Source organism: Cryobacterium sp. Hb1, assembly GCF_004403585.1.
Classification (GTDB): domain Bacteria; phylum Actinomycetota; class Actinomycetes; order Actinomycetales; family Microbacteriaceae; genus Cryobacterium; species Cryobacterium lyxosi.
In genome coordinates, this window is sequence record NZ_SOHI01000008.1 from 184,399 (window position 1) to 208,597 (window position 24,199).

Genomic DNA, 24,199 nt, shown 5'->3' on the forward strand with positions numbered 1-24,199 from the left:
TAGAGAGGTACCAGTGGGCAGCGAGATCGATCGCACCAGGGTCGACTGGGTCGACGGCGCGAAGGGTATTGCGATTTTGCTCGTCGCCCTGGCGCATGCGGTGCAGTGGACGGTTCTTTCCGGCCTGGCCCCCGACGTGTGGAACAAGATCAACCTCGTCTTTATCGTATTTCGCATGCCCCTGTTCTTTCTCGCCTCCGGCCTGTTCGCCGCGTCGATCATCACACGTACCTGGCCCACTCTCTGGCGCACCCGACTGAGCCTGCTGGTCTGGGCACTGCTGCTGTGGACAGTCATCCGCTTTGGCTATTTCTCCCTGCTGCCAAACCCCGCGGGCTTTGACGAGACCAACCCGGTCGATCTGCTGCTCGCCCCGTTGCGACCCAGCAACGGACTATGGTTTCTTTACGCCCTCGCCCTGTTCTTCATTGCCTCAAAACTTATGCGAAACCACATCGATTGGCGGGTACAAATCGGCGTTGCTGCCGTGCTGTCGGTATTGTTCTTCGCTCGCGCTGACACCGGTAACATCGCCTGGAACGGCATCGGCCGATACTTCGTGTTCTTCCTTCTCGGCTGCTACCTGCGCGAGCGGATCCTGACCTTCGTCAATCGGCCCAGCCAATCAGGCGCCCTCTGGCTCGGCCTCGGTTTCGGCGCAACCTTCCTGGTTCTGGCCGGCGTGATTCTCATCGTCGACGCCCGGGTACCGTTCATTACGGGCACCCTCGCGCTGGTGAGCCTGCTGGCCCTCGGCGCCGGTCTCCTCGTGGCCCGGTTTCTGGTCGGGTTCCGGGCGTTCGACTGGTTGACCTACGTCGGCCGCAACACCCTGCCGATCTACGTCGTGCACGTTTTGTTCGTCTCGGCCTTGACCAGCCTGCTGCTGCTCGCCCGCGGCCAGACCTGGCTCGACCGTCTCGGCCCTGTGCTGCCCCTGCTCGTCGCCGGTGGCGCGGTCGCCGCCTCCCTGGCTTTCTGGCACCTTGTGCGCGACCGTCCGGTGCTGCGCTACGGATTCGCTGTGCCGGCCTGGTTCTCCGGTCGCGCTCCCGCGGGGAACGTAACGGCGAAAGCTGCGGCGTCCGTTTCGGCCGAGGCGGCAGAATCTCCAGAGCGGATGCTGCCACGAAGCGATTGAGACGAGCTCGCCGGCGACAGCGCGTGCTGGTCGTGCTCACCGGCCTGGCGCTGCTGATCGTGGGGCTCCTGGCCGTCACGACTCGAACCGTCATGTTTCCCCGCGAGGACCCGGCAGGCCCGGCCGACGCGATCGTCGTTCTTGGAGGACTCGGCAGCGCAGCCGTCGTTGCGAAGGCCGTGGACCTCGCCGAATCCGGATACAGCGGCAAGATTTTAATCTCAGACGCATTCGGCGGTGACACTCGCCCGGCACATCTCTGCGCGCGAGCCGTTCCGGTGCCTGGCACGATGATCAAAGTGCAGTGCTTCGACGCGCACCCGACCACGACCCGCGGTGAAGCCGAAGCGATTGCCGCGTTCGCGACCGTCCAAGGATGGAATCGGGTGATCGTGGTCACCTCGAGCTACCACGTGAGCCGAGCCCGGATGCAGATCGGCCGGTGCTACGCCGGTTCCCTCGCTGTGGTCGGCGCCCGACAGCTGATGGATCCGCTGAAATGGGCCTACCAGTTCGTCTACCAGAGCGCCGGTTTTGTCAAGGCGTGGATTACGCCGACTTGTTGACCTGAAACCCCTCGGCGATTGAGTCGACCCGCTGGCGGTACGTTTCGCCGACCATGTCAGCCTCGGCCGGCCACGCGGCAAGCCCCGCGTGGAACTCGGGCCAGTCCTTGATCGGCCGGGCCGGAACGCCGGCCACGATGGTGCCGTCCGGCACGGATGCTGTGACCACCGACCCTGCTCCGACCACGCACCGGTCGCCGATTTGCACGCCCGGCAGCACGGTGACACCGGCGCCTATGAAGACATCGGAGCCTACCCGAATCGGCGCAAACCGGTAGCGGCGCCCGCGCTCATCCCGGTAGAGCCAGCCGGATCCGTCATGGGTGATGAATGTCACGCCAGAACTGATCGTCACGCGGTCACCAACGGAGATGAGCCACGGCTCCGACGTGATTATGTCGGAGAGGATGCGGCATCCGGCGCCGATCTGCACGCCCAGGGCACGCATGGCGTAAACCCGGCCCCGGGTGCTTCGCTGAAATCTATAGGTAAGACGGGACAATTTCACCGTAAAACTCCACTTCTTTGGTGATTCAGGCTTTCAGCGACCCGCTCAAAGTATCGGTTTTCGAGCGGCCGCGCTGGCGCTGAGGAAAATTCACGTGTTATCGTTGCGGCTATTCCAGTAGCGTTGCGCGACACCCGATCCATCCCTGCGCCACGACAACCCAAGGCGGCCGATGTTCGATTCCACTCTGCGCCGATTGCGAAGCACGCCGGTCGTTTTGATTGCGTTCGCCGCCCTTCTCGTCATTGTGGCGAGCGTGGTTCTGCCGCGATTCATCACCACCGTCGGCATCATTCTGATTCCGCTGACGCTGCTTGCCTTCGCCGCCGCTGCCACCCTGCTCCTCTTGCCGGTGCATATCCTTCCCGCGGTTGCACTGGTCACGTTCGCACTGGTTCCGGCCCGCGTCCTACCGCAGGACGGCCCGATCGGCGCCCTGCCGCTGACCACCATGATTATCGTGATCTGGGCAGTGCGTCGCCTGCTCCCAACGAAAACAGATGGCCAGCCCGCGACGCCACCCACCCCCTTTCGGTCTGCCACCCGCTACTTCGCCCTGATCTTTCTGGTCTGGACGCTGTTCACCCTCGCTCGTACGACCGATCTGCAGGCGAGCCTCGGCTGGATGATCAGCTTCAGCGCCGCCGTTCTACTGCCGCTGTGTATCGGCACCAGCACTCGGGAGGCGTACTGGATTCGCCGCACCTGGCTACTGCTCGGCGCCTGGCTCGGTGCCTACGCCGTCGTCGAAAGCGTGCTGCGCTTCAATCCGATCTGGGGCACCCTGTTCACGGCGCTCGGCCTCACCGACCATCAACACTGGTCGGTGTATCGGGCCGACGCATCGTTTGGGCATCCGCTCTTCGCCGCCCTGTTCCTTGCCGTGGCTTGCGCACTAGCCATTGGTATCTGGCTGCAGGAGAGTTCCAAGCCCGCCCTGGTCGCGGCCATTTTCAGCGGTCTGGGCCTCGTCGCGACCGTCTCGCGCGGCGCCATTCTCGCCGCGGCAATCGCTGTGGGCTTCGCGTACACGGTCTCGCTCCTTCTGCGGGGCGAGAAGCACTGGGGTAAATTTGCCCTGCTCGCCATGCTCATGGTCGTCGCGGTCGTGGGATTGTTCCAGTTCGATGCGTTCACCGCCCGCAACAACTCGATCGAAGCCGAACTGTCGTCGCAGGCCCGCGACCTCGGTGTCTGGGTGTCTGTGCAGGCGGCCAACCTCACCGGCTGGATCGGGTCGGGCCCCGGCACCTCTGGCATCACCGGGCGACTATTCAACGACGTCACCATCGAGAATTCGCTACTGCAACTGCTGATCAGCCTTGGTCTGCCCGGAGTCGTACTGTTCCTGCTCATGATCGGCTCGGCCGTCGCGCACGCGCTGTCGCGCCGAGCCGTCGGCGCGGCAGCTGCGCTCCTGGCGTACACCGTATGTATCGCCGGCTTCAACGCCATTGACGCCCTGCGCCCGATGCACCTGCTGCTGGGCTGCCTGCTCATCCTGGCCCTGAATCCGACGCGCGCGGATGCCGCTGGCCCGCACGAACCCGGCCGTGCGCCGAGCGCGCGGAGGTTATCCGGCTCCCCAAACGGGGGTACGCGAGGCTCTAACGCAGGGAAGGCTCGCACGCTACGCTAAACCGACAGATTCTCAGTTGATGCCGGGTCTCACCGGTCCGGGAGGGGTATGGGCGTGATCACCACAGGCGCGAAAAATATCACCGTGTTGCAATCGCTGAGTCCGCCGGACGGCACCACGCGGTACGTCAATCAAGTGGTCGACGGCGCACCGGCTGCCGTGACCATGCGATTCTTTTCCTGGCGCACTGCGCTGCTCGGCCGCTATGACATACTTCACGTGCACTGGCCGGAGCTACTCATTCGCGCCCCGCGACCGCTAAAGGCTCGGCTGCGTCGCGGCGCGCTATATGCACTACTGCTGCGCGTGCGAATGCAGCGCATCCCCATTGTGCGCACCGCACACAACCTGACCCCGCACGAAGCAGGCGCGGGCGCCGAAACGCGCGCGCTGAACGCGCTCGACGCCCGCACTGCACTCGTAATTCGCCTCAACCCGACCACACCGGTCGAACCCGAGTCTCGGGCGGTCACCATTTTGCACGGGCACTATCGCGACCGTTTCAGCGGCATGACGCTGCCCGAATCGGTGTCAGGGCGCATCCTCTATTTCGGCCTGATTCGGCCGTACAAGGGGGTTGAAACGCTGCTGCAGGTATTCCGGGCACTGCCGGTCCCTGACCTGACCCTGCGCATAGTCGGAAGACCATCAAGCGGGCTCGAAACAGTCATCAGCACCGAGGCCGCGCAGGATTCGCGCATCAGCTCGGTGTTGCGCTTCGTCTCCGACGAAGAATTGGTGGCTGAGGTCGGATCGGCCGAGCTGGTTGTACTGCCCTATCGTGAGATGCACAATTCGGGCGTGTTGCTCGTAGCACTCTCGCTCGATCGACCGGTGCTCGTGCCGTCGACGCCGTCGAACCTCGCCCTGGCCGACGAAGTCGGGCCCGACTGGATTTACCTCTATGACGGCGAGCTCACACCCGAGATTCTCTGCGACACCCTCGAGCGGATGCGCGCCGCCGGCGCCCACCAACGCCCCCAGCTCTCCGGACGGGATTGGAAGACGCTCGGCCTGCAAAGTTATCAAACCTATCTGCGTGCCTTAGAGCTGACCGGGCGCACGGTGCGCGCTGGGCGGAATATCCGTTGACCGCGCCGATGCCGCCTCACCCTCCCGACATTCCCGACGTTCCCGACGTTGCCGACATTCCCGACGTTTCCGAGAAGCCTCGCTCGACGGCGGGTCTCGGCCGCACCGCGGGACGGGGGGCATCGACCACCCTGGTCGGCCAGGTCATTCGCATCGGCGTGCAGCTCGGCGGCATCGTCGTGCTCGGCCGATTGCTCGACCCGAGCGACTACGGGCTGGTCGCCTCGGTCGCCGCGATCATCGGTGTCGGCGAGGTTCTGCGCAACTTCGGGCTGTCGTCGGCGGCCATTCAGGTGCGCGACCTGACCCGGCACCAAAAAGACAACCTGTTCTGGATCAACACCTTGATCGGGCTTGCTCTCATGCTGCTCGCGGTGCTGTGCAGTCCGCTCATCGCCACCCTGTACGGCGACGATCGACTCGTGCTGCTCACCCAGGTGCTCGCCGGGACGTTTCTGCTCAACGGCCTCGCCACCCAGTTTCGTGCTGATCTCAACCGCAATTTTCACTTTGTCGCCCTGGCCGGGTCGGAAATCGGTGCACAGGCCGGCGCTCTCGCGGTTGGCATCGTGATGGCGCTGAACGGTTTCGGCTACTGGGCTCTTGCTGGACAGCAGATCAGCCAGGGTATTCTGACCATCATCATTCTCGTTCCGGTCACGAACTGGTTTCCCGGCTGGTATCACCGCACCGCGCCCATGCGTCACCTGATCGTTTTCGGGTCGAACCTGGCCGGCACGCAGCTGCTCGGCTATGCCAGCCGCAACACCGACACGATTGTGATCGGCGCCACGCTCGGTGCCGGCCCGCTCGGCCTGTATAACCGGGCCTTCCAGCTGCTGCTGCTGCCGCTCAACCAGATCAACGGTCCGTCCACCCGGGTGGCCCTGCCGGTGCTGGCCCGCTTGCAGGACGACCAACCCAAGTACGACCGGTTCATTCTGCTCGGGCAAACCATCATGCTGCACGCGGTCACCATTGTGCTCGCTTTCTCCTGCGCCCAGGCCCTGCCGATCATCAGTATCGCCCTCGGCAGCCGCTGGCTCGGTTCGGCTCCGATCTTTCAAATTCTCGCTATTGCCGGGTTCTTCGAGGCTGCTGCCTATGCGACCTACTGGGTGTTCCTGTCGAAGGGTGCCACCAAGCAGAACCTGTATTTCGCCCTCACCACCCGGCCCCTGCTGGTGGTGTTCGTGCTGGTCGGCTCACTCTGGGGCGTTTACGGCGTCGCTGCCGGGTATTCGATCGGCGTCGCGCTGATCTGGCCGATCGGCCTGTGGTGGATCAGCCGGGTTACGAATGCCCCCGCACGGTCGATGTTCCAAGCCGGCGGGCGCGCTGTTCTCGGCTACGGTTTCGCCACCGGAATCAGCTGGACGTCGGTGCAGTGGATCCCGATCGACCTGCCATTCGCGCGCGTCGCCCTCGGCGGGATCGCCTTGCTCGCGGCGATCGGCTTCGTCATGCTGATCTGGCCGACCTTTCGCCGGGATGTGCGCGGGATCACCCAGGCCCGCAGCTTTCTGCGCTCCGCGAAGTCGTCGAAAGAGGGTCCCGTCGGCGCGACCGTTGACACCGATCACCTAATGCCCGCCCCCACCCCCAATCGTGCCCGAAAAGCAGGGCGCACACGCTTGCGCATCATGCGCCGGCTGGACCGGGTGGTGCACGGCCTGGCCGCGACATCCACCCTGCCCTTCCTGCGCGATCGTGCCGCCCTGAGACGCGCGACCAACCGGCTGCGCCCGTTCGATCCGCGCAGTGAGCGCGCTCACGTGCTCGTCGCCCCACCCGGGGAGGGCAATATCGGCGACCAGGCCATGATCGAAGCCTTTCTCGAAAATGTGACGGGACGAGTTCAGGTGCTCGTGCGGCGGCCGACCGACGTGCAGATTCCGTCGCAGCACGCCTGGCGGGCGCAACTCGTTCCGATTCCGCACCTGATCTACGGAAAAGGGCGGGTGCACCGGCAGGCCATGGCGATGCTGGCCCCCATACTCGGCGGCGCCCTGTCACTGACCGTGATTGGCGCGGATATCATGGACGGCGCGTATAGCGTGCGTGCCTCCGCCCGGCGAGCGGATGTTGCGAGCCTCGCGCGCAGCGTCGGCGTGCAAGCGCGCATCCTCGGCTTCAGCTGGAACGGCCACGCCAACGTGGGGGTGCGCCGGTCGCTCGCCCGGGCCGGGCGAATGGGAACGCGGTTACAACTGCGCGACCCCACCTCCAGCGAACGTGCCCGTACCGATCGATTCCACACCGTGGTCGACGTCGCCGACGTCGTGTTCGCGGCCCGGACCAGCTGCGCCCTCGCCAAAACGGAATATCTCGGAGCCACGCCGGCCCGCTATGCCGTCGTGAACGCTAGCGCGCTGGTCGGCCGCAGCTTCGACCAGACCACCGAGTACGCCCGGATCGTAACGGCACTCCTGGAGGCGGGGCTTCAGGTAGTGCTGCTGCCACACGTCGTGCGCACCAGCGGCGACGACGCAGCCGCCTGCCGTGCCGTGTTCGATCGTCTGCCCATTACGGACGGGGTGATACTGGTGAACCGGTTGCTCACCCCGGCCGAAGTGCGCGGGCTGTGCGCCGGCGCCGAAATCGTACTGACCGGACGCATGCACCTCGCCGTGCAGGCCCTGTTCCACGAGGTTCCCGCCCTTGCGCTGTCCACCCAGGGCAAGGTCGCGGGCATGATGCGACTCTTTGACACGCAGGAACTGTGCATCGAGCCGGGCGCAGGCCTGGCTCGACGCATGATTCCGGTGGCGCTATCAGTGCTGGCCGATCGGGAGAGGTATCGCGACCGTTTGGCTGCGCGGCTGCCCGAGGTGCGGCGCCTGGCCGCTCTGAACTTCTCGGGGTTGCCGAATGCCACGCATTCCTATCCCCCTGCCCTCACGGCCCCGAGCCCGACTTCCCACAGACAAGGTCCCGCATGACGCTCTCCTCGCACACCCCACCCGACTATGCGCGCGGGGATCCCGCCCTGCGCCGCATCCTCTTCGTGATTCCGTCACTGCACGGTGGTGGGGCAGAATTTGTGGCCCGCACCTGGATGGGCTGGCTCGCCGACCAGGGCTACGAGGTGGCTGTCGTGCTGACCTCCGCCGCGGTGAAGCCGGAATACCTTCCCGATGGCGTGGCGTCATCCTCCCTTTCCGGGCAGCGCGGCCACCTGCAGAAGGCCACTGCGCTTCGGCGCCGCCTGCTCGACTGGCACCCCGACGTGGCGATATCGCTGCAGGCCCACCCCAACCTGATGCTGCTGACCGCTGCCCGCCTGATGCCAGCCCGTCTGCGCCCCCGTGTGCTCGTGAGTGAACGCAACCTGGTATCGCTCGGGCTGCCCGGATCGAATCTTGCCCACCGGGTGAAAATCTGGTTTGCCAAGCGCCTGTATCCGTGGGCCGACCACGTGATCGCCATTTCGCATCCGGTCGCCGCTGAGATGATCGCCGCTTTCGGAGTGCGCGGTGACCGCATCACCGTCGTCGCCAACCCGGCAACGGCAAAACTACGCGGCACCCGGCGCGGGCTGGGCACGACGGCGGCCCACGTCCAGGTCGGGGGTGACGACGGCACGGAACTGGTCGAGCCGGGGGGAACCACGATCGTGGCGCGATCCGAACGCCGCCCAGGATCAGCCAACGGCATTCAGATTGTGCTGGCCTGCCGGCTCGTGGCGCAGAAGCGACCGCTGCTCGCGATCGCGGCCGCCGCCGAGCTCGCCCGTCGCGGCGTGGCCGTCGAGGTCGTCTCGTTCGGCGGCGGTCCCCTGCTCAACGACGTACAGGCCGCGGCTCGGCAGGAGAACGTGGCCTTTCACCATCGCGGCTGGGTCGAAAACTGGTTCGACCACTTCGCCGACAACTCGGTGGCGCTGCTCACCTCGAGCCGGGAAGGTTTTGGCAACGTGCTCGTTGAGGCGGCTGCGGCCGGCTATCCCTCGGTCGCCGTTTCGGGGGCGCTCGGGGTAGCGGATGCGATTGTGCCCGGCATCACCGGCGAACTCGCGCTGTCCGCGCATCCGGCGGACCTTGCCGACGCCATTCTGCGGGCGGTGGACCTTCCGCTCGAGCACATCGAACCCTGGCTGGCTCGTTTTTCGGAGGAAGCGAGCGGCAGCGACCTGGAACGGGTCTTGCTTCGGGTCGTGGAACGCGCATGAGAATCTTCGCCTCGGCTATGGGCCAGATTGACAATGTCGGCGATACCGTGCTGCGACGGGCCTTTCTCGATGCACTTCGGGGCGCCGGCGAACTGCAGGTTTTCGTCGGGGCACGATCGGACTTCTACCTGAGCGGGCTCGGCTTGCACGACGAAGACCGGGTGTACCGCACCAGCGCAGAATGGCGACGCGAGATTTCGCGGTCGACTCTCCGGGAGGCATCCGTTTACGCCTTCAACGCTGGCGAAATGGAATTGCAACGGGCGTATGCCCTGCGCTATGTGCGTCTTGCGCCCCACCTCGCGCTCAACCGTCTGCGCGGCGGGCACGCCGTGCACGCCGGGTTCGGCGTGCGGCAGAAGACGGGCTGGCGCATTCCGGTGGCGGCGACACTGCGCCTGTGCGACCTCGTGGCCTGGCGAGACGCCTACAGCCGCTGCGCGATGGGCCTGGGGCGCATCGCTCCCGACTGGGCCTTTGCTACGGGGGCAGCAGATGCCGAACTGCTCGCGTCCACCGCTTCTCGCCCCCTACTGGCCGTATCGGTGCGCTACAACGGGCGGCACCCCGACGATGCGTGGCTGGCGGCATTGCGCGGCCTGGCCGATACCCTCGAACTCGAGATCGTGGCGGTGTCGCAGATCGAACGAGACGGGCCGCTCGCCGAGGAACTGGCTGACAAGCTCGGCGGCACGGCCATGGTCTGGGACGGTCCAGACCATCTCGCTCAGGAGCAGAAACTACGGGCGGTCTACCAGCGGTCACTGCTCGTGGTGACCGACCGACTACACGCTGCCGTGATCGGCCTGACCGAGGGTGCGCTGCCGCTCGTGATCGCCGATGCGGGCCCGTCCAAGGCGGCTCGCACCCTCGACGCGGTCGGTATCAAAGGCGCCACGATCGGCTGGACGCTACCCGAGCCCGCGGCATTCGAGCGCCGGGCTCGCGACGTCCTCAGCCGCCGGGAGCCGATTCTGCGCCACGTCGTCGAGGCGCGCGCTTCCCTACGGGAGCTGACCCGCTCCATTGGAAAGCTCACCTCATGACCGGGGCACACGCTGCGGGCTCGCCGGTTGTCAGCATCATCGTGCCGGCCTACAACGCCGCCGAGTTTCTGGAGAGCGCCATCGAACGACTCCTCGGCCAGACCATGGACGATTTCGAGATCATCGTGGTCGACGACGGCTCAACGGATACGACGGCTACCATCGGCGCGCGGGCGGCTGCGGCAAACGCCGATGTGCATTACTTTCGCGAGGAACAAAATGGCGGTGTCGCGCGGGCGCGGGCGCGGGCGGTGGCCGAGAGTCGGGGCGAGTTTCTGTGGTTCGTTGATTGTGACGACGAGTGGGCTGACTCTGCGCTGGAGAAACTCGTGGCGGCGGCCAGGTCTACGGGCGCCGACGTGATCGTCTGCGGTGCGGCGTATGTCTACCCCGGCCGGCGCCGCCCGTTGGTTGCGCCTCTTCTGAACAAGCCGATCACGGGCGCACAGGCTTTTGTCCTCCTGCTCGATGGCGAGCTGACCGGGCACCTCTGGAACAAATTGTTCCGCCGTTCTCTTACCCGCGAGATCGAGTTCACCCCGACCCGGGTGCACTCCGACCTCGCCATGGTGGCCCAACTGCTCGCTGCGGCCGATCATGTGGCGTTCATCAGCGACTCGCTCTATTCTTATGTCGTGCGCGGTGGGTCGATCATCCGCTCGGGGTTGCGCCGGGCCGAGTCTCTTCTGCTGGTCGAGCAGGCCGTCACGAACGCGGCTATCACCCTGGATACCCGCATCATCGGTTCTAACTCGTACGGCTACTTTCGGCTGCGCTACGTGCTGCTCTCCGGGCTGAAGGACGCGCTGACCGGCCCGTACGATGCCGACGAACGGGACGAGATCGTCTTCGAGCTGCGTTCCCGCCTGACCTGGCGGCTCGTATTGCTAGCCGCGCGCCGTCGCGATTGGAGGCGGCTGGTGCTGGCCGGCACGGCAAAGCTGAGTGTTCCGCTGCATCGTCGGGTGCTGCGCCTCACAGCCGAGAGGGGTGTCGCCTGACCTGGGTCGGGTTGAAACTCATCGGCGGTGACGGAGCATGCCCAGACCCACGACAGCGACCGGGATAACCCCAGAATCTTTCATGTGATTTTTTGAGCATTTTCACAGGAAAGTGAAACGGATTCGACTTTGGCTCTCGATAGGCTGACTGCGAAGTTCAACCCGAACAGTTCCCCACGATCTCGGTCTTCGAACACTGAATACGCGTCGCATCTCGTAACGACCAAGCCAGCAACCGGCACTCAGGAGAATTCCCACCCGCGACACCTGTCCGTTCGCGACCTCGACTCGAGAGGATCCTACCGTGCCCTTTCTTGGTATCCGTCACCCCCGCAAACCCGTTTCCCGCATTTTCCACCCACGCGCATCCGCCCGCCGCACCGCAATCGCCGTTGCCGTTTGCACTGTCGTCATCGTTGCCGTTCTCGCCTCCCTGACTATCCCCAGCCCGGGCGGCGAGGCCGCTGCCGCCCCCCAACGCACAGTCATCGACAGCTCCTCGGCAAAGATCAGCTATACCGGCTCCTGGCGCAGCACGCGCAACACCGCCGATCGCGGTGGATCCGTGCGGTTTCAGTCCAGCGCCGGCAGCGCATCAATGACGTTCACGGGAACAAGCGTCGCTTTCATCACGCGCACCACGAAAAGTTCAGGAAAGAGCACCGTGTCGATCGACGGCAGGGTCGTCGCGACGGTGAACGCGTACTCCGCGCGAACCGTGCACCAGAAGACCGTGTTCCGCACGACGACCCTCTCGAGTGGTACCCACACCATCAAAATCAGTCGCACCGGCAAGCGTGACGCACGCGCGAGCGGTACCAATAGCATCGTGGACGCCTTTGTGGTGAATGCCGCGACCAGCCCAGCACCAGCACCAGCACCAGCACCAGCACCGGCACCGGCACCGGCACCGGCACCGGTCCCTGTACTCGCGCCGTCGCCGGCCGTGCACCGCTACGCCGACTGCCCCGCCGCCACGACGACGGTGCACACCGTTGACGAACTTACTGCGGCCGTCGACCGCGCCCACCCCGGCACCGTCATCAGGATGGCCCCCGGAACCTATCGCGACCAGATCGACATCCACGCTAATGGCACCGCTGCCAACCCGGTCTGGATCTGCGGCTCGCGCGACGCCGTCATCAACGTGGGCAGCATCCAGGACAACCACGGCATCCAGATCAAGAACTCGTCCAACCTCGTGATCGCCGGTATGACCGTGACCAACAGCCTCAAAGGCATCAGCGTCATCGGCGGCACGAACGTGACGATCGCCGACACCCGCATCGATCACATCGGCTACGAGGGCATTCACCTGCGCGCCTTCACAACCGACAGCACCGTGGTCGGCAACACCATCTCAAACACCGGGATGCGGGACGCACCCTTCGGCGAAGGCATCTATATCGGTACGTCCGAAAACAATTGGTGCGACCAGACCAATTGCCGGCCCGACCGCACCGACGGCATTCTCGTGCTTGGCAATCAGATCAGCCTCACCAGTGCTCAGCCGATCGAAGTCAAGGAGGGCACTTCCGACGGCGTTGTTCGGGGCAACGTGATCGACGGAGCCAACGGCATGAGCGCTGCCGAAGAGTGGGTCAAGGTCAAGGGCAACAACTGGATGATCTATGACAACAGCGGCGCCAACAGCCCCCTGAACGGCTTCGCGGTCAACGGAAGCGTCGCCGGCTGGGGTCTTCACAACACCTTCACCGACAACTCGGGTGCGGTGAACGCCGGGGGTTACGCCTTCTTCGTCCATGAGAAGGGCAGCAAGGGCTCCAGCGACACCACTGTGTCGTGCTCGAACTCGGTCACCCGCGCCGGGCAAGGATTGACCAACATCGCCTGCGCTCCGTAACCGACTGCACACGACCCTCAGCATGCCCGCGGGGGCGCTGGGGGTCGTTTTTCGTGCGACCGCAGGTGCGACAGTATGCATCGCGACAAAATTCAACAGTTTGAATTTCACTCTAGGCACTTTCTCAGGAATGACCGATACCCGCTCACGGTGACCGCGTGGGGCCGCCCGAAAATCCAGCCCCTTTCTACGAGACGTTACCCACAATGGGCAATAGCACTGATCAGGGCGAAATCACCGAGGTCGTCTCAGTTTCTCGCTAGCGGTCGCTCGACTCGACCCTCACTTTCTCGCGCGCGTCCGCGCGCTGCAGAACCGCCGCATCCGCGTATTTTGCGCCCACAAACCCATTTACACACGGCAAACGCGCAGCAGTTCAGACGCTAATTGACGACGTGACCACGGAAGCGTTACCGCCACAAATCACGAAGATCATATACGTCGGAACCCGTCGGGTTCACGGACGTAACCATCCCGTCCTTGAACATTCGGAAGGTTTAATAATGTTGTTCCCTCGTGCCTCACGCCGTGCCGCCATCACGGCCGTCGTCATCGCCGCGATCGTGCCCCTCACCGCAATGATCCCCCTCGGCGTCGCTTCAGCCTCCGCCGCCACGGCTCCCGCCGGCACCACGGTCGTCGATAGCAGCTCCGCGCAGGTGAAGTATTCCGGTACCTGGCTCACGACGGGCTCTCCGTCAGACAACGGCGGATCCATCAAGTATGCCTCGACCGCGTCGAGCGCTTCACTCACCTTCACCGGTTCAACGGTGGCCTACGTCACGCGTATGACCAGCAGCTCCGGCACGAGTGAAATCGCCATCGACGGCAAGGTTGTCGCCACGGTCAACGGCTACTCCGCCTCAACCCGGTACCAGCAGAGCCTGTTCAGCACCTCAAACCTTTCCAGCGGAACGCACACCATCAAGGTCAGCCGCACCGGCCAGAAGGATGCCCGCTCCACCGGCACCAACAGCATCGTCGACGCCTTCGTCACCCTGGCGCCTACCGGGACGATGACTCCCGCACCGGCACCCGCACCCGCATCCGCGCCCGCTGCCACCGCTCCCGTGCAGGCTCCGGCCGGTTCGACCACCTTCGAGGGCGACTCCGCGTCGGTCACGTACAACGGCACCTGGCGCACCTCCGGCTCGACCAGCGACTCAGGCGGCGGAGTTCAGTTCACCACCACGGCGGGCAGCGCCTCGTTCACTTTCCAGGGCTCGAGCATCGCCTTCATCACACGCCTGACCAGCAGCTCGGGCACGAGCACCGTCGCGATCGACGGTAAGAACGTCGCCACGGTCAACGGGTATTCTGCGGCCACCGCCTACAAGCAGAACGCGTTCAGCACCACGAGCCTCTCGGCCGGTACGCACACCATCACCGTGACCCGAACCGGGCAGAAGGATGCCCGTTCGACCGGTACCAGCAGCATCGTCGACGCGTTCATCGTGTCGGCCGTGCCAAGCACTGCGCCGACTCCGGCTCCGATCAGCACCCCGCGCTACGCGGATTGCCCCGCCGCCACCGTCAATGTGGCGACGGCCAGGGAACTCATGACCGCCGTCTCCCAGGCCCAGCCCGGGACCGTAATCAAGATGGCCCCCGGCACCTACAACGAGCAGATCAACATGACCGCGAACGGAACCGCATCCAACCCGGTCTGGATCTGCGGACCGCGCAGCGCCGTGATCAACGTCGGCAGCATCCAGAACAACCACGGCATCCAGATCTCCAATTCCTCCAACCTCGTGATCGCCGGAATGACCGTCACCAACAGCCTCAAGGGAATCAGCGTCATCCGCAGCAGCAACGTCACCATTGCGGACACGCTCGTCGACAACATCGGTTACGAGGGCATCCACCTGCGTGCCTTCACCACCGACAGCAAAGTCGTCGGCAACACCATCAAAAACACCGGCAAGCGCGACCCGTTCTACGGTGAGGGTATCTACATCGGAACCTCAGACGCCAACTGGTGCGCCCAGACCAGCTGCCAGCCCGACAAGACCGACCGCACGCTGCTCATGGCCAACAACATCAGCCTGACCGGCGCCCAGCCGATCGAGGTCAAGGAAGGCACCTCCAACGGGATCATCCGCGACAACATCATCGATGGCGCTAACGCTATGCAGCGCGCCGAGGAATGGGTCAAAGTCAAGGGCAACGACTGGAGCGTTTACAACAACCAGGGCAAGAACAGCACCATGCACGGCTTCGCGGTCAACGGAAGCGTTGCCGGCTGGGGCCTCCGCAACATCTTCTACGGCAACACCGCCCCGGTTGGCGCAGCCGGCTACGGCTTCTTCATCCACGAGCAGGGAACTAAGGGTACCAGCGGCACCAGGGTCTACTGCTCGAACACCGTTACGGCGGCGGGATCCGGGTTCTCTAACCAGGCCTGTATCTCCTAGCAACACGGTCTGATCGTCGGTCGAGCGCAGCCTTCCAGCTGCGCTCGACCAGCGGAAAGACAGCGGCCGCCGAATAGGTAGTCTCGAAGGCGGATCTGGCCAGATCCGCCTTTTCTACGCGCCAGGCGGCATTCGTTATCGCGTGCCGTAGGGCTGCCTCGAGCGAGTTGGCGTCGCCGGGTTCCACGATCACCCCAGCACCGTTGGCGAGCACGGCCGGCACGCCGCCAACCCGCGTCGCCACCACACAGTTGCTGCGAGCCATGGCTTCGAGAATGAACATGGGCATCGCCTCGTCGCGAGAGGGCAACACGGCGATCGCCGAACGCTCGAGCAACTTCATCAGTGCCTCGTGGCTGAGCGCCCCTACGAATTCGCCTCGCACCAACGGTACGGCAGGCTGGTCAACGATGGGACCGGCAATCACCAGTTTCCACAGCGGATGCTCGGGCGCGAGCCGCTGCCACGCCGCCACGAGCACGTCGACACCCTTGCGGACACTGACCGCACCGCCGAACACCACGAGCGGTTCGATGTCGCGGCGCACGCCGTCAGCGACGGCGTTCGGCACAAGCACAACCCGCTCCCCCGGCACGAACTCAGCGGCCGTGTCGCGCGATTCGGCCGACAGGGTCAGCACCACGTCGGCCGCGCGCAGGACGCTCCCCACCAGACCGGGCCGTTTTTCGGCGAAGTCGGTAAAAGAACTGCCGTGCAGCTGAGCGACCGTGCCAAACCCGCGCGCGTGCGCGAGGGCGAGCAGCGCTCCTTCACGCGCGAAGGAACCACCCTGCGACAGGTGCGCGATCACGACGGTGCGCTCGGGCCGGGACAGACGCAACACTTTCCAGAAAGCGGACACCGCAAGCAAGGCCGCCCGCGCCCCGCCACTGCCGTCGCGCGAGGACACCAAACGCAGGTCGAAATCGGCAAAAGAATGTGCCAGATAGCCGTTGACGACCTGACTCATACCGCCGGCGACCTCACCGCTGCGCCCAATGTGCACCGCTGTCAGTCGTTCAGCCGGCGACGCCGGGACAATCGGGACGACTTGGACAATCGGGACAATCGGGACAAGGGGGACAACTTGGACAATCGGGACAACCTGGACAATCGGAACGAGAGGCGGGCTTGGTGTGGTCGATGGCGGCACGATGGTGATCGGTTGTGTCTCGATCGGCTCGGTATCACCCGCGTCGGCGAGGCTCACCGCGCGGTCTCGCTGGTCAGCACCCGATCCAGCAGACGGCGCACGTTGTGTAATTCCTCCTGCGCCTCGGCCAGGCCGGCCAGGATAGCCGTACGGCGGCCGAGTAGGTTCTGCAGCCGTTCAGTAATCTCGGCGGCGGTCAAACCCGCACTGACAATGCTCACGTCGTGCAGGCCGGCGGCGGCAAAATGCCGCGCAATCTTGTCTGACTTCGCGTCAACGAGGAGCGCGGCCGGAACCGCCCCCTCCGTGAGGGCGCCAACCAGCACGTGCAAACGATCGCTCACGGCAAGCGCGGCCCGCCGATAGACCGCACGCAGACGCTGTTCCTGCTCGTCATGGCCGGTGCCGTTCCAGCGCAGCGCCTCGCCTCCGAGATCGGCCGCGAGTTGACTGCACCTCGTATCATCGCGCAAGACCTGGGTGACGCACCAGATCTGCAGGCCGTGGTCGGCAGCGACTGCGCGCACAGCGGAAAGCCAGGCGGCGCTCGGGTAGTCGAGGTCGGAGCGCATCGAGACGACGAGAAGGTCGCGGCACGCTATATCGACCGAATCGACACCACTGCCGCGACTAGCAAAGGCAAGGTCGGGCATGACATTGCCCCGCCCGAGATACCCGGCCGTTGCTGCATCCCGCCACAACGACAGGTTCGACAGCGCGATCGAGGGTCCCATCAGCGCACGCGGCAGCGGCGCGAAGTTTCGGCTGCCCACACCGACCCGGGCGACGCGGCCGTGTCGGGCACGAACAAGTGCAAGCACCGGCAGCATGGCGAGGTGCTCTTTCATGCCCACCAGGGTCAGTTGAATCTCGCCGGGTTTGAATACGTACGACGCTTGGCCGTGGGCCGCGCTGCGAAGCGCCGCCGCGTACCAGCGTCGAAACGAGCGATATTGCACGTCGCCCGGCGTGAGGCCGAGCCCCCTGGCATACCCGTCGGGTGCCTTGCCGACATAGACGTGCAGCGGACCACTCCCCCGTAACCAGTCGAGCAGTTGGCGACGCAGCAAAATGTCGCCGATGTTGTCATATTGCCCGCGGGCGGGGACAAAAATTTGGCGCAGCATCCGCTCGGCCGGAGCCACCTGACTCATCGGTCGCTGGGCAGCGGGATGCGCACACCGGTGTCGATGGCACGACCGGCAGCGAAGCGGATGACGTCGGCCGTCAGGTCGGGCGAGTCAACGGCTCGAGCGACGCCCAGGTACTCAGCCAGCTCTGCGATCTGCATCTGGTGGTCATCAACGTGTTCGCCGCGGTGCTTGCGACGGGTCACGATCACGGGGAAAATACCCAGTTCGAGCAGCCCCATGAAGGTACCGACACCGGCGTGGGTGATTACGACGTCGGAGTTCACAGCAGCATCGACGAACTGCGCGGTCGGCATCATCTGGTGTACCCGGCCGGGAAGGTCGGTGCGGTCGGTGGTGAAACCGAGCTGCCAGACGGTGCGCTCATCGGCCAGGCCACTCCCGAGAACGGCGTCGACGAGGGAATCGAAACGGTACCCCTCGATGGTGCCGAGTGTGACGAACAGACTGGGCCGTTCCGGCGCGGGCCTGATCAACGAATGGTAGGTGGACAGCACGCTCGGGTGCGTCCGCCAGCGGCTGGTAGCCCAGGCTGGATGCTGGGTGCGCACGCTGACCAGGTGGCTGGCGGCGAGCATGCGCCCGCTGAGCGATGGCCCCTCGACACGGGAGACGCTCTCGATGTACAGGCTCGGCACGCCGCTGATTGCGGCCTGCGGCAGCGCCGCAACGGCGAGACCGGCGCCGGTACTCACTGCACCCTCGAAAGTTTCGTGCCTGAGTACCCGGCGCACGATGCTGGCCGCGCGCATCATGCCGAGGTAATCGCGGGGACGCACGTACGGCACGTGGATACGCCGTTGGCCGGCCAGCAGCGACCGGCTCTGCACGGAATCAAAGGTGACCCAAAGCGAGCTGGGCGAGGCACCGAGCCCCGGGGCCAGCCGCACCAGCTGGGCCAGGTGCCCGCCCGTGGAAGCGACGAGCAGGAGCTTTCGTTGCGGGGAGGGCGACGAATCGATCGGGTAAGACGAGTGCACGGACACTGAGTCTCCTTTCGGGTATAGCTCTCGCAGAACTGCTTCGAACGCGCGCCAAACGCAATGGAACTCTGGACCTACCAGGTGACGCGGGTGGGGCTGACTGCTGTCGCAGCCTCGCTGTCGGACGGGGTCGAACGACCCGAGTCGTTCGTGTCCGAGCCGGTGGCTGATGTGGGTCGGGGCGCCGGGCGGGAAGAGGCCATGAAGCCTCCGTCACGCACGAGCGCATCGGGACCACGGGTGGGAACCATGGCCAGCACGACGCCGACGGGCGTTGTGCCGACAGCTTCGAGGGCGTCGAAGGCAGCCAGCAGTTCGGGCTCCCGCACCCGGTTGGCGCCGACGACCAGAATGGTGCCGCCGGTCCAGCGACTGAGCACGGCTGCGTCCGTCACAGCAAGCACCGGCGGGGCGTCGAGGAGCACATAGTCGTAGCTGCTGCTCAGCACATCGAGTACCGTACCCATGGCTGTCGATCCGAGCAGTTCGCTCGGATTAGTGGGAATCTTGCCCGACGACAGCACTGTAAGCGGATGCTGCGCGCCCCACGATTGCAGAGATTCCTTGAGTTGCACGTCGCCGAGGAGCACGTCGGTCAGTCCGTGCTCGGCGTCGAGCCCGAGGTAGTCGGCCAGCCGGGGCGTGCGCAGGTCGGCGTCGATGACGGCGACCGTTGCGCCGCTCTCGGCCAGCACGATGGCGAGATTCACGAGCGTGGTGGTCTTTCCCTCGCCCGACACGGAGGAGGTCACGACGAGGCTGCGGCGGCCGGCGTCGGCATCGGCGAACTCGAGGTTGGTGCGCAGCACCCGAAATGCCTCGGCGCGGGCGGTGGACGCACCGTCTGGCGAGATGATCGGGTTGGCACGAGCTTCGAGCGGGATGCCTCCGAGTACGGGAACGACGGTCAGCCGCTCGATGTCGTCGCGGTTGTAGATGCGGCGGTCAAACAGGCCGAGGATGAACGCGGTGACCAGTCCGACCAGCAGCCCGATGAGCAGTCCGACGGCGAGGTTGAGGTAGAGCTGAGGCACCGCGGGATTGTCGGGGGCGACCGCCGGGTTGAGCACGCCGACTGTGACCGGGCTCGCACCGCCATCGGCGGGCTTTTCCAGCTGATTGATGACAACGTCGGTGAAACTCTTCGAGACGGCCTCCGCGAGCTGCTGCGCGGCACTTGCCGTGGAGGCGAGAGCTCTGAGTTCGATAACGGCCGAGCCGGGCTGGGCTGTGGCCGTGACCCGCTCGGCTAGGTTCACCGCGCTCTCATCGAGGCCGAGGCTCGCGATCACCGGGTCGAGCACGCGGGGGCTCGTGGCGACGTCGAGGTAGTACGGCAGCTTTTGCACGACGAAGTTATTGCCCTGTACGAGATCGCCGGGAGTTGACCCGTTTTGAATCTGCGCGGCGACGAATACACGGGTGGAAGCCTGGTACTGCACGGGAGTGAGCAGGGCGGCTGCTGCTCCACCGACCACGCCGAGCAGGATGAAAGCAACGATGAGAATCCATCGCTTTCGGAGTATTCGAACCAGTCGCTTCAGTTCCATGGGCGCTTCTTCCCGCGTGATTGATGCGTCGTGCTTCGGGTGCACGACGACAAGATCCTATGTTGGCATAAAAATCCTCACTTTTGGACCGCCGGTATTGAGGATTTAATCAGTTCGTCTTGTGGAGTTAACTAAATTATCGACCAGAAACTGACGAATGCTCGCTCGTGTGGCCTCGTTGAGGAGCTCCAACCCGTGTTTTTTGCCGGGTTTCACGTCGAGGGTGACGGATACGCCGACCGCTTTCAGCGCTGACGCCATGGCCTTCCCCTGTTCAAGGGGAACCAGTTCCTTTTGTGAAATAGCGATATAAAACGGCGGGTCGGTCTTGTCGACGGCGTACAACGGCGACGCCGCGCTGGCATTGGCACAGTCAGCGAAATCAGAGCAGCCGAGGTATTGCAAAATGGAAGCGATCGCCGGTGTCGAAGGGTCGCCAAGCAGCAGCCCCTGCTCGGTGAGATCAACCGCCGGCGACATCGCCACGACCGCCGCAACCCGATCATCGCCGGCCAAGCTGCCGGAGCCATTGGTGCCGATCGAGGAAGCGATGATCGCACCGGCAGAGCTTCCAAACAGTCCGATGCGTTCGGGGTCGATGCCGAAGTGCGCGATCTGGGCTGGTTCCCGCAGCCAGGTGAGCGCTTCGGTGACATCGTTCACCTGTGCCGGGTAGGCAAATTTGGGCGCCAGGCGGTAGTCCACCGAAAAGGCGGCGATGCCACCGTCGGCCAGCTCCGAGCAGAGCGCTTTCATGCCGCCGAAGTCTTTGGTACCACTGTCGAAGCCTCCGCCGTGAATGAGGATCATAGCCGCCCTGGGTGCTGTCTTACTCTTGGGCAGGCAGGCGTTCAGCAGCAGCTTCTGACCCAGAGCGGTGCCGTACTGCAGGTCGTTCTGCACCACGACCGAGTCGCTATGCGCGCGCGCATCCGGCCTGGTGGGGGCGGCGGCGCATCCGCTCAGCACAAGACCGACAACGAGCAGCCCAACGCATGCCGCGAACGGACGGGATTTTTTCACAGCAGGTCACGGTTTAAAGGGGCCCGACGAGAAACTGACGTGGTCTGGCGTTTGCGGAACGGACTAACCCAGAGGAACGAGAACCGGCGCAGGAGCTTGGCGAGGTAGAGCGAGGCGGCGAGCACGATGGCGGCGAGCAGGAACGGCAGGGCATTCCCGGCGCGTTCGAGCCAGGAGGCTTCTGCAAACGGTGCCAGAAGTGCGAGAGCGCCGGCCACGAGAAACAGGTGCACTAGATAGATTTGAAAGCTGTATTGGCCGAGCGTGCTCATAAATTTCAACCATCGCACTCGAACCAGCAGTGTGGCAAGGGTGACGCCCATCGCGACGGCCACCACGCTTTCGAGCAAAATCAGCCCCGGAACACGGGAGAGATGCAACGGCACGATCAGTACGGCGAGGCCGAGATAGGCAGCGACAAGCACAGCCGCGTGCCAGACGCGCACGCGGGCAGCCAGGCGATAAATGACGTGGGGAAAGTAGACGGCGGTGATGAAGAAAATAAAATTAGCGGCGACACGGTCCCAGCCGACGTTGTCGAGGTCGAGCACTCCCGGCGTTGTCGCCAGCGCTGCGACGACGCCCGCGAGAAGGAGCTGCACCCTGATCGGTAGCTTCCGCAGAAGCCAGGCGAGCAGGGTGAAAATGGCCAGCGCCCAGATGAACCAGTAGCTGCTGGTGGGCCAAACCGGCAGCAGGACGATGTTGAGCAGGTCGGTCGGGGACCGCTCGGTGCCGCGCAGATGCGGCACGACGAGGTAGAACGCGACCCGGATGACAGACCAGAGCAGGTACAAATACACGAGCACGAGCAAGCGCCGACGCCAGAGGTCTTTCAGGTTCCACGTGAGCATACGCCGCGCGGTGAGTCCAGCGATGAAGAAGAACACCGGCATGGGAAAGAAGCCCAGCACGAGCCGCAACCGTGGGGTGCTGCCGGCCAGGCCGAGGTCGTTGAGGAACAACGACGAGTGGTAGAGCACGACGAGAATAATCGCCGCGCCCTTGGCGAAGTTGATCCACTCGCGGTTCTCGGTCTGTATCTCTTTCACAAGCGAAATGTACACGAGAAAAACTCAGGATGATATCGCCGCTGGTTTTTTAGGGGCGCCAGCGCGCCTCTACCGACGTTGACGGTGGACTGCTTATCGGCGGATGTTCCAGTGCTGCTGATGAAAGAGTGAAAAATCGGCTTAGCCGCGCATAACTCCTGCAATTTCACGGTGGCCACGACAAACACCCCGGAATTATGCGGCTGTTACTGCTCTCGTCCCAAATTGCAGGAGTTATGCGCAGGGGCAGGGGCAGGGGCCCAGCGGTCAGACGGCGACGTAGCGGGGAATCAGGTCCGTGAGCAGGGCCGCGGTATCGGGCCAGCCCTCGACGGCGATGCATTCGACGCCGAGAACCTTGACCGGGTAGTCATTGCCGTTCTCGTCGAGGCGGTCGCCGACGAACAGCATGTCCTCGAGGTCGACACCGGTCAGGGTGGCCAGTCGTTTCATTCCGTAGGCCTTGTCGATGCCCTGCCGGGTGATGTCGACGGAGGTCGACCCGCCCGAGCGCACCTCGAGGTCAGGCAACAGGGCCTGCACGGCGCTCCGAAGCACATTCTTCTTCTCACCGGCCGGGTCCCAGGCGATTTTGGAGGCGATCGGTGCCGCCTGGCCGAGCGCGGAGAAAGTGATCTGTGAGCCGCGATCTTCGAGAATGGGGCCCCAGGTGTCGCTTTCCCAGAAGCCGAGGTCGCGAGCGGTCTGCTCAACGGCTTCGAGTGCGCGAGTTTTCTGGTCCTCACTGAGGTTCTCTGCGTACACCTGGCTCCAGCCCTGCGAATCACTGCGGTAGTACTGGGTGCCGCAGGTCGGCATGAGGTGCAGCCGGGCGAGTTTCTCCGGACTGATCTCAGGCAGATTGTCGATGATCTGCGCCTGAAATTGCCCGAACTGGCCGCCGGAGATGACGCAGACCTCGGTGACGCCGAGCAGCTTGACGAGCAGGTCGATCATGATCGGGTCGAGCGCGGACTTGGACGGCGCGAGCGTATCGTCGAGGTCGAAGGCCACCAGGCGGGGAAGAATAGGCATCAAACCACTCTATCGGCGCGGGCAGCCGCAACTTTGTGCTTGGCGTATGGATGGCGAATTCGGTGTGGTCGCGTCGGCGGATGCGCGCTCGTCGCGATAGCGGCTGCGGTGCTGGCCCGAAGGGCGACACGAATTGTTAGTCTGAAACGGTGCGAACTGACTTTGACCCCGGGAATCTGCCGCGTCTTGATTTCTACCGCCTGTTGAACTCGCTCGTCGTGCCGCGGCCAATCGCATGGGTGTCGAGCCGGTCGGCGGCAGGTGTCGACAACCTCGCGCCACATTCATTCTTCACCGTGGCATCCGTTACGCCGGCCATCGTTCAGTTCACCTCGGTGGGCGTCAAGGACACCGTGCGCAATATTTTGGCGACCGGAGATTTCGTGGTGAATTTCACGCCGGAGTCGCTGTTCGAAGAGGTCAACGCGACCGGCACTGACTTTGGGCCGGCGGAGAGCGAATTCGACCGCGCCGGGCTCACCCGGGAGCCGAGTGTGACCGTGGCCTCCATGCGGGTGGCCGAGTCCCCGGCGGCGATCGAGTGCCGCCTGCATTCCACGCTGGAGCTGGGCGATTGCACGCTCGTGTTTGGCGAGGTCACGCACATCGCGGTGTCGTCGACGGTGCTGGACGGAGAGCATCCGCTCATTGAGAAGCTGCGCCCGTTGTCCCGCCTCGGCCTCGACGAGTGGGGAACCATCGGCGAGGTCAAGGCGATCCGGCGGATCCGCGCGAGTGATTGGCCGCGCGAATTTCGGCCGAAAGAGCGCTGATCATTCCGCCCGAGCGGATGATCGCGCCCGGCAA

At 64.6% G+C, this 24,199-nt stretch carries 19 protein-coding genes; 11 read left to right on the forward strand and 8 right to left on the reverse strand.

The genetic code is table 11. The annotated features are described in order from the left end of the window. The first annotated feature begins 13 nt into the window (after positions 1-13). Entirely contained in the window at positions 14-1,141 is a 1,128-nt protein-coding gene (locus E3T38_RS02775) for an acyltransferase family protein (RefSeq protein WP_134546016.1), read from the forward strand. A gap of 23 nt (positions 1,142-1,164) precedes the next feature. Then, on the forward strand, positions 1,165-1,707 hold the full coding sequence (locus E3T38_RS02780; protein WP_166805396.1) for a YdcF family protein: 543 nt from the start codon (positions 1,165-1,167) through the stop codon (positions 1,705-1,707). Here the strand turns inward: E3T38_RS02780 and E3T38_RS17330 are convergent. Next, complete coding sequence (locus E3T38_RS17330) at positions 1,691-2,155, reverse strand: DapH/DapD/GlmU-related protein (protein ID WP_134546020.1); 465 nt, start codon at positions 2,153-2,155, stop codon at positions 1,691-1,693. The genes E3T38_RS02780 and E3T38_RS17330 overlap by 17 nt on opposite strands. A gap of 232 nt (positions 2,156-2,387) precedes the next feature. On the opposite strand from E3T38_RS17330, the gene E3T38_RS02790 reads away from it, so the two are divergent. The 8 genes from E3T38_RS02790 (at position 2,388) to E3T38_RS02825 (ending at position 15,445) form a co-directional block, all read left to right on the forward strand. Then, complete coding sequence (locus E3T38_RS02790; protein WP_134546022.1) at positions 2,388-3,854, forward strand: O-antigen ligase; 1,467 nt, start codon at positions 2,388-2,390, stop codon at positions 3,852-3,854. A gap of 54 nt (positions 3,855-3,908) precedes the next feature. Beyond that, positions 3,909-4,946, forward strand: coding sequence for a glycosyltransferase (locus E3T38_RS02795; protein ID WP_206751299.1), 1,038 nt, complete (start codon positions 3,909-3,911; stop codon positions 4,944-4,946). An 8-nt stretch (positions 4,947-4,954) separates the two neighbouring features. Next, the gene (locus E3T38_RS16585; protein WP_166805397.1) at positions 4,955-7,888 is read left to right on the forward strand and encodes an oligosaccharide flippase family protein; all 2,934 of its coding nucleotides are present in this window, start codon (positions 4,955-4,957) and stop codon (positions 7,886-7,888) included. Beyond that, positions 7,885-9,117 (forward strand): glycosyltransferase, encoded by a 1,233-nt coding sequence (locus E3T38_RS02805; protein ID WP_134546026.1) that lies wholly within the window; start codon positions 7,885-7,887, stop codon positions 9,115-9,117. The genes E3T38_RS16585 and E3T38_RS02805 overlap by 4 nt, the downstream gene beginning before the upstream one ends. Beyond that, positions 9,114-10,163 (forward strand): polysaccharide pyruvyl transferase family protein, encoded by a 1,050-nt coding sequence (locus tag E3T38_RS02810; protein ID WP_134546028.1) that lies wholly within the window; start codon positions 9,114-9,116, stop codon positions 10,161-10,163. Before E3T38_RS02805 ends, E3T38_RS02810 begins: the two co-directional genes overlap by 4 nt. Beyond that, positions 10,160-11,164, forward strand: a complete 1,005-nt coding sequence (locus tag E3T38_RS02815; RefSeq protein ID WP_134546030.1) for a glycosyltransferase family 2 protein — start codon at positions 10,160-10,162, stop codon at positions 11,162-11,164. Before E3T38_RS02810 ends, E3T38_RS02815 begins: the two co-directional genes overlap by 4 nt. Positions 11,165-11,468: 304 nt before the next feature. Continuing rightward, on the forward strand, positions 11,469-13,028 hold the full coding sequence (locus E3T38_RS02820; protein ID WP_134546032.1) for a right-handed parallel beta-helix repeat-containing protein: 1,560 nt from the start codon (positions 11,469-11,471) through the stop codon (positions 13,026-13,028). A 503-nt stretch (positions 13,029-13,531) separates the two neighbouring features. Further along, positions 13,532-15,445 carry a right-handed parallel beta-helix repeat-containing protein gene (locus E3T38_RS02825; protein ID WP_134546034.1) on the forward strand — a complete coding sequence of 638 codons (1,914 nt, stop codon included), beginning with the start codon at positions 13,532-13,534 and terminating at the stop codon, positions 15,443-15,445. Here E3T38_RS02825 and E3T38_RS02830 read toward each other — a convergent pair. The 7 genes from E3T38_RS02830 to E3T38_RS02865 all read right to left on the reverse strand — a co-directional run bounded on the left by E3T38_RS02830 (position 15,423) and on the right by E3T38_RS02865 (position 23,392). Next, positions 15,423-16,451 (reverse strand): glycosyltransferase family 4 protein, encoded by a 1,029-nt coding sequence (locus tag E3T38_RS02830; protein ID WP_134546036.1) that lies wholly within the window; start codon positions 16,449-16,451, stop codon positions 15,423-15,425. The two genes, E3T38_RS02825 and E3T38_RS02830, sit on opposite strands and share 23 nt — an antisense overlap. Before the next feature lie 200 nt (positions 16,452-16,651). Beyond that, positions 16,652-17,752 (reverse strand): hypothetical protein, encoded by a 1,101-nt coding sequence (locus E3T38_RS02840; protein ID WP_134546038.1) that lies wholly within the window; start codon positions 17,750-17,752, stop codon positions 16,652-16,654. Beyond that, positions 17,749-18,735 (reverse strand): glycosyltransferase, encoded by a 987-nt coding sequence (locus E3T38_RS02845; protein ID WP_198417285.1) that lies wholly within the window; start codon positions 18,733-18,735, stop codon positions 17,749-17,751. Before E3T38_RS02845 ends, E3T38_RS02840 begins: the two co-directional genes overlap by 4 nt. A gap of 71 nt (positions 18,736-18,806) precedes the next feature. Beyond that, entirely contained in the window at positions 18,807-20,282 is a 1,476-nt protein-coding gene (locus tag E3T38_RS02850) for a polysaccharide biosynthesis tyrosine autokinase (RefSeq protein WP_134546040.1), read from the reverse strand. Positions 20,283-20,387: 105 nt separating this feature from the next. Then, positions 20,388-21,305, reverse strand: coding sequence for an alpha/beta hydrolase (locus E3T38_RS02855; RefSeq protein WP_134546041.1), 918 nt, complete (start codon positions 21,303-21,305; stop codon positions 20,388-20,390). Beyond that, the gene (locus tag E3T38_RS02860; protein WP_166805398.1) at positions 21,302-22,357 is read right to left on the reverse strand and encodes an acyltransferase family protein; all 1,056 of its coding nucleotides are present in this window, start codon (positions 22,355-22,357) and stop codon (positions 21,302-21,304) included. Before E3T38_RS02860 ends, E3T38_RS02855 begins: the two co-directional genes overlap by 4 nt. A 267-nt stretch (positions 22,358-22,624) precedes the next feature. Continuing rightward, on the reverse strand, positions 22,625-23,392 hold the full coding sequence (locus E3T38_RS02865; protein ID WP_134546045.1) for an HAD-IIB family hydrolase: 768 nt from the start codon (positions 23,390-23,392) through the stop codon (positions 22,625-22,627). Positions 23,393-23,541: 149 nt separating this feature from the next. Here E3T38_RS02865 and E3T38_RS02870 point away from each other — a divergent pair, with 149 nt between their 5' ends. After that, on the forward strand, positions 23,542-24,165 hold the full coding sequence (locus tag E3T38_RS02870; RefSeq protein ID WP_134546047.1) for a flavin reductase family protein: 624 nt from the start codon (positions 23,542-23,544) through the stop codon (positions 24,163-24,165). Positions 24,166-24,199: the final 34 nt, after the last annotated feature.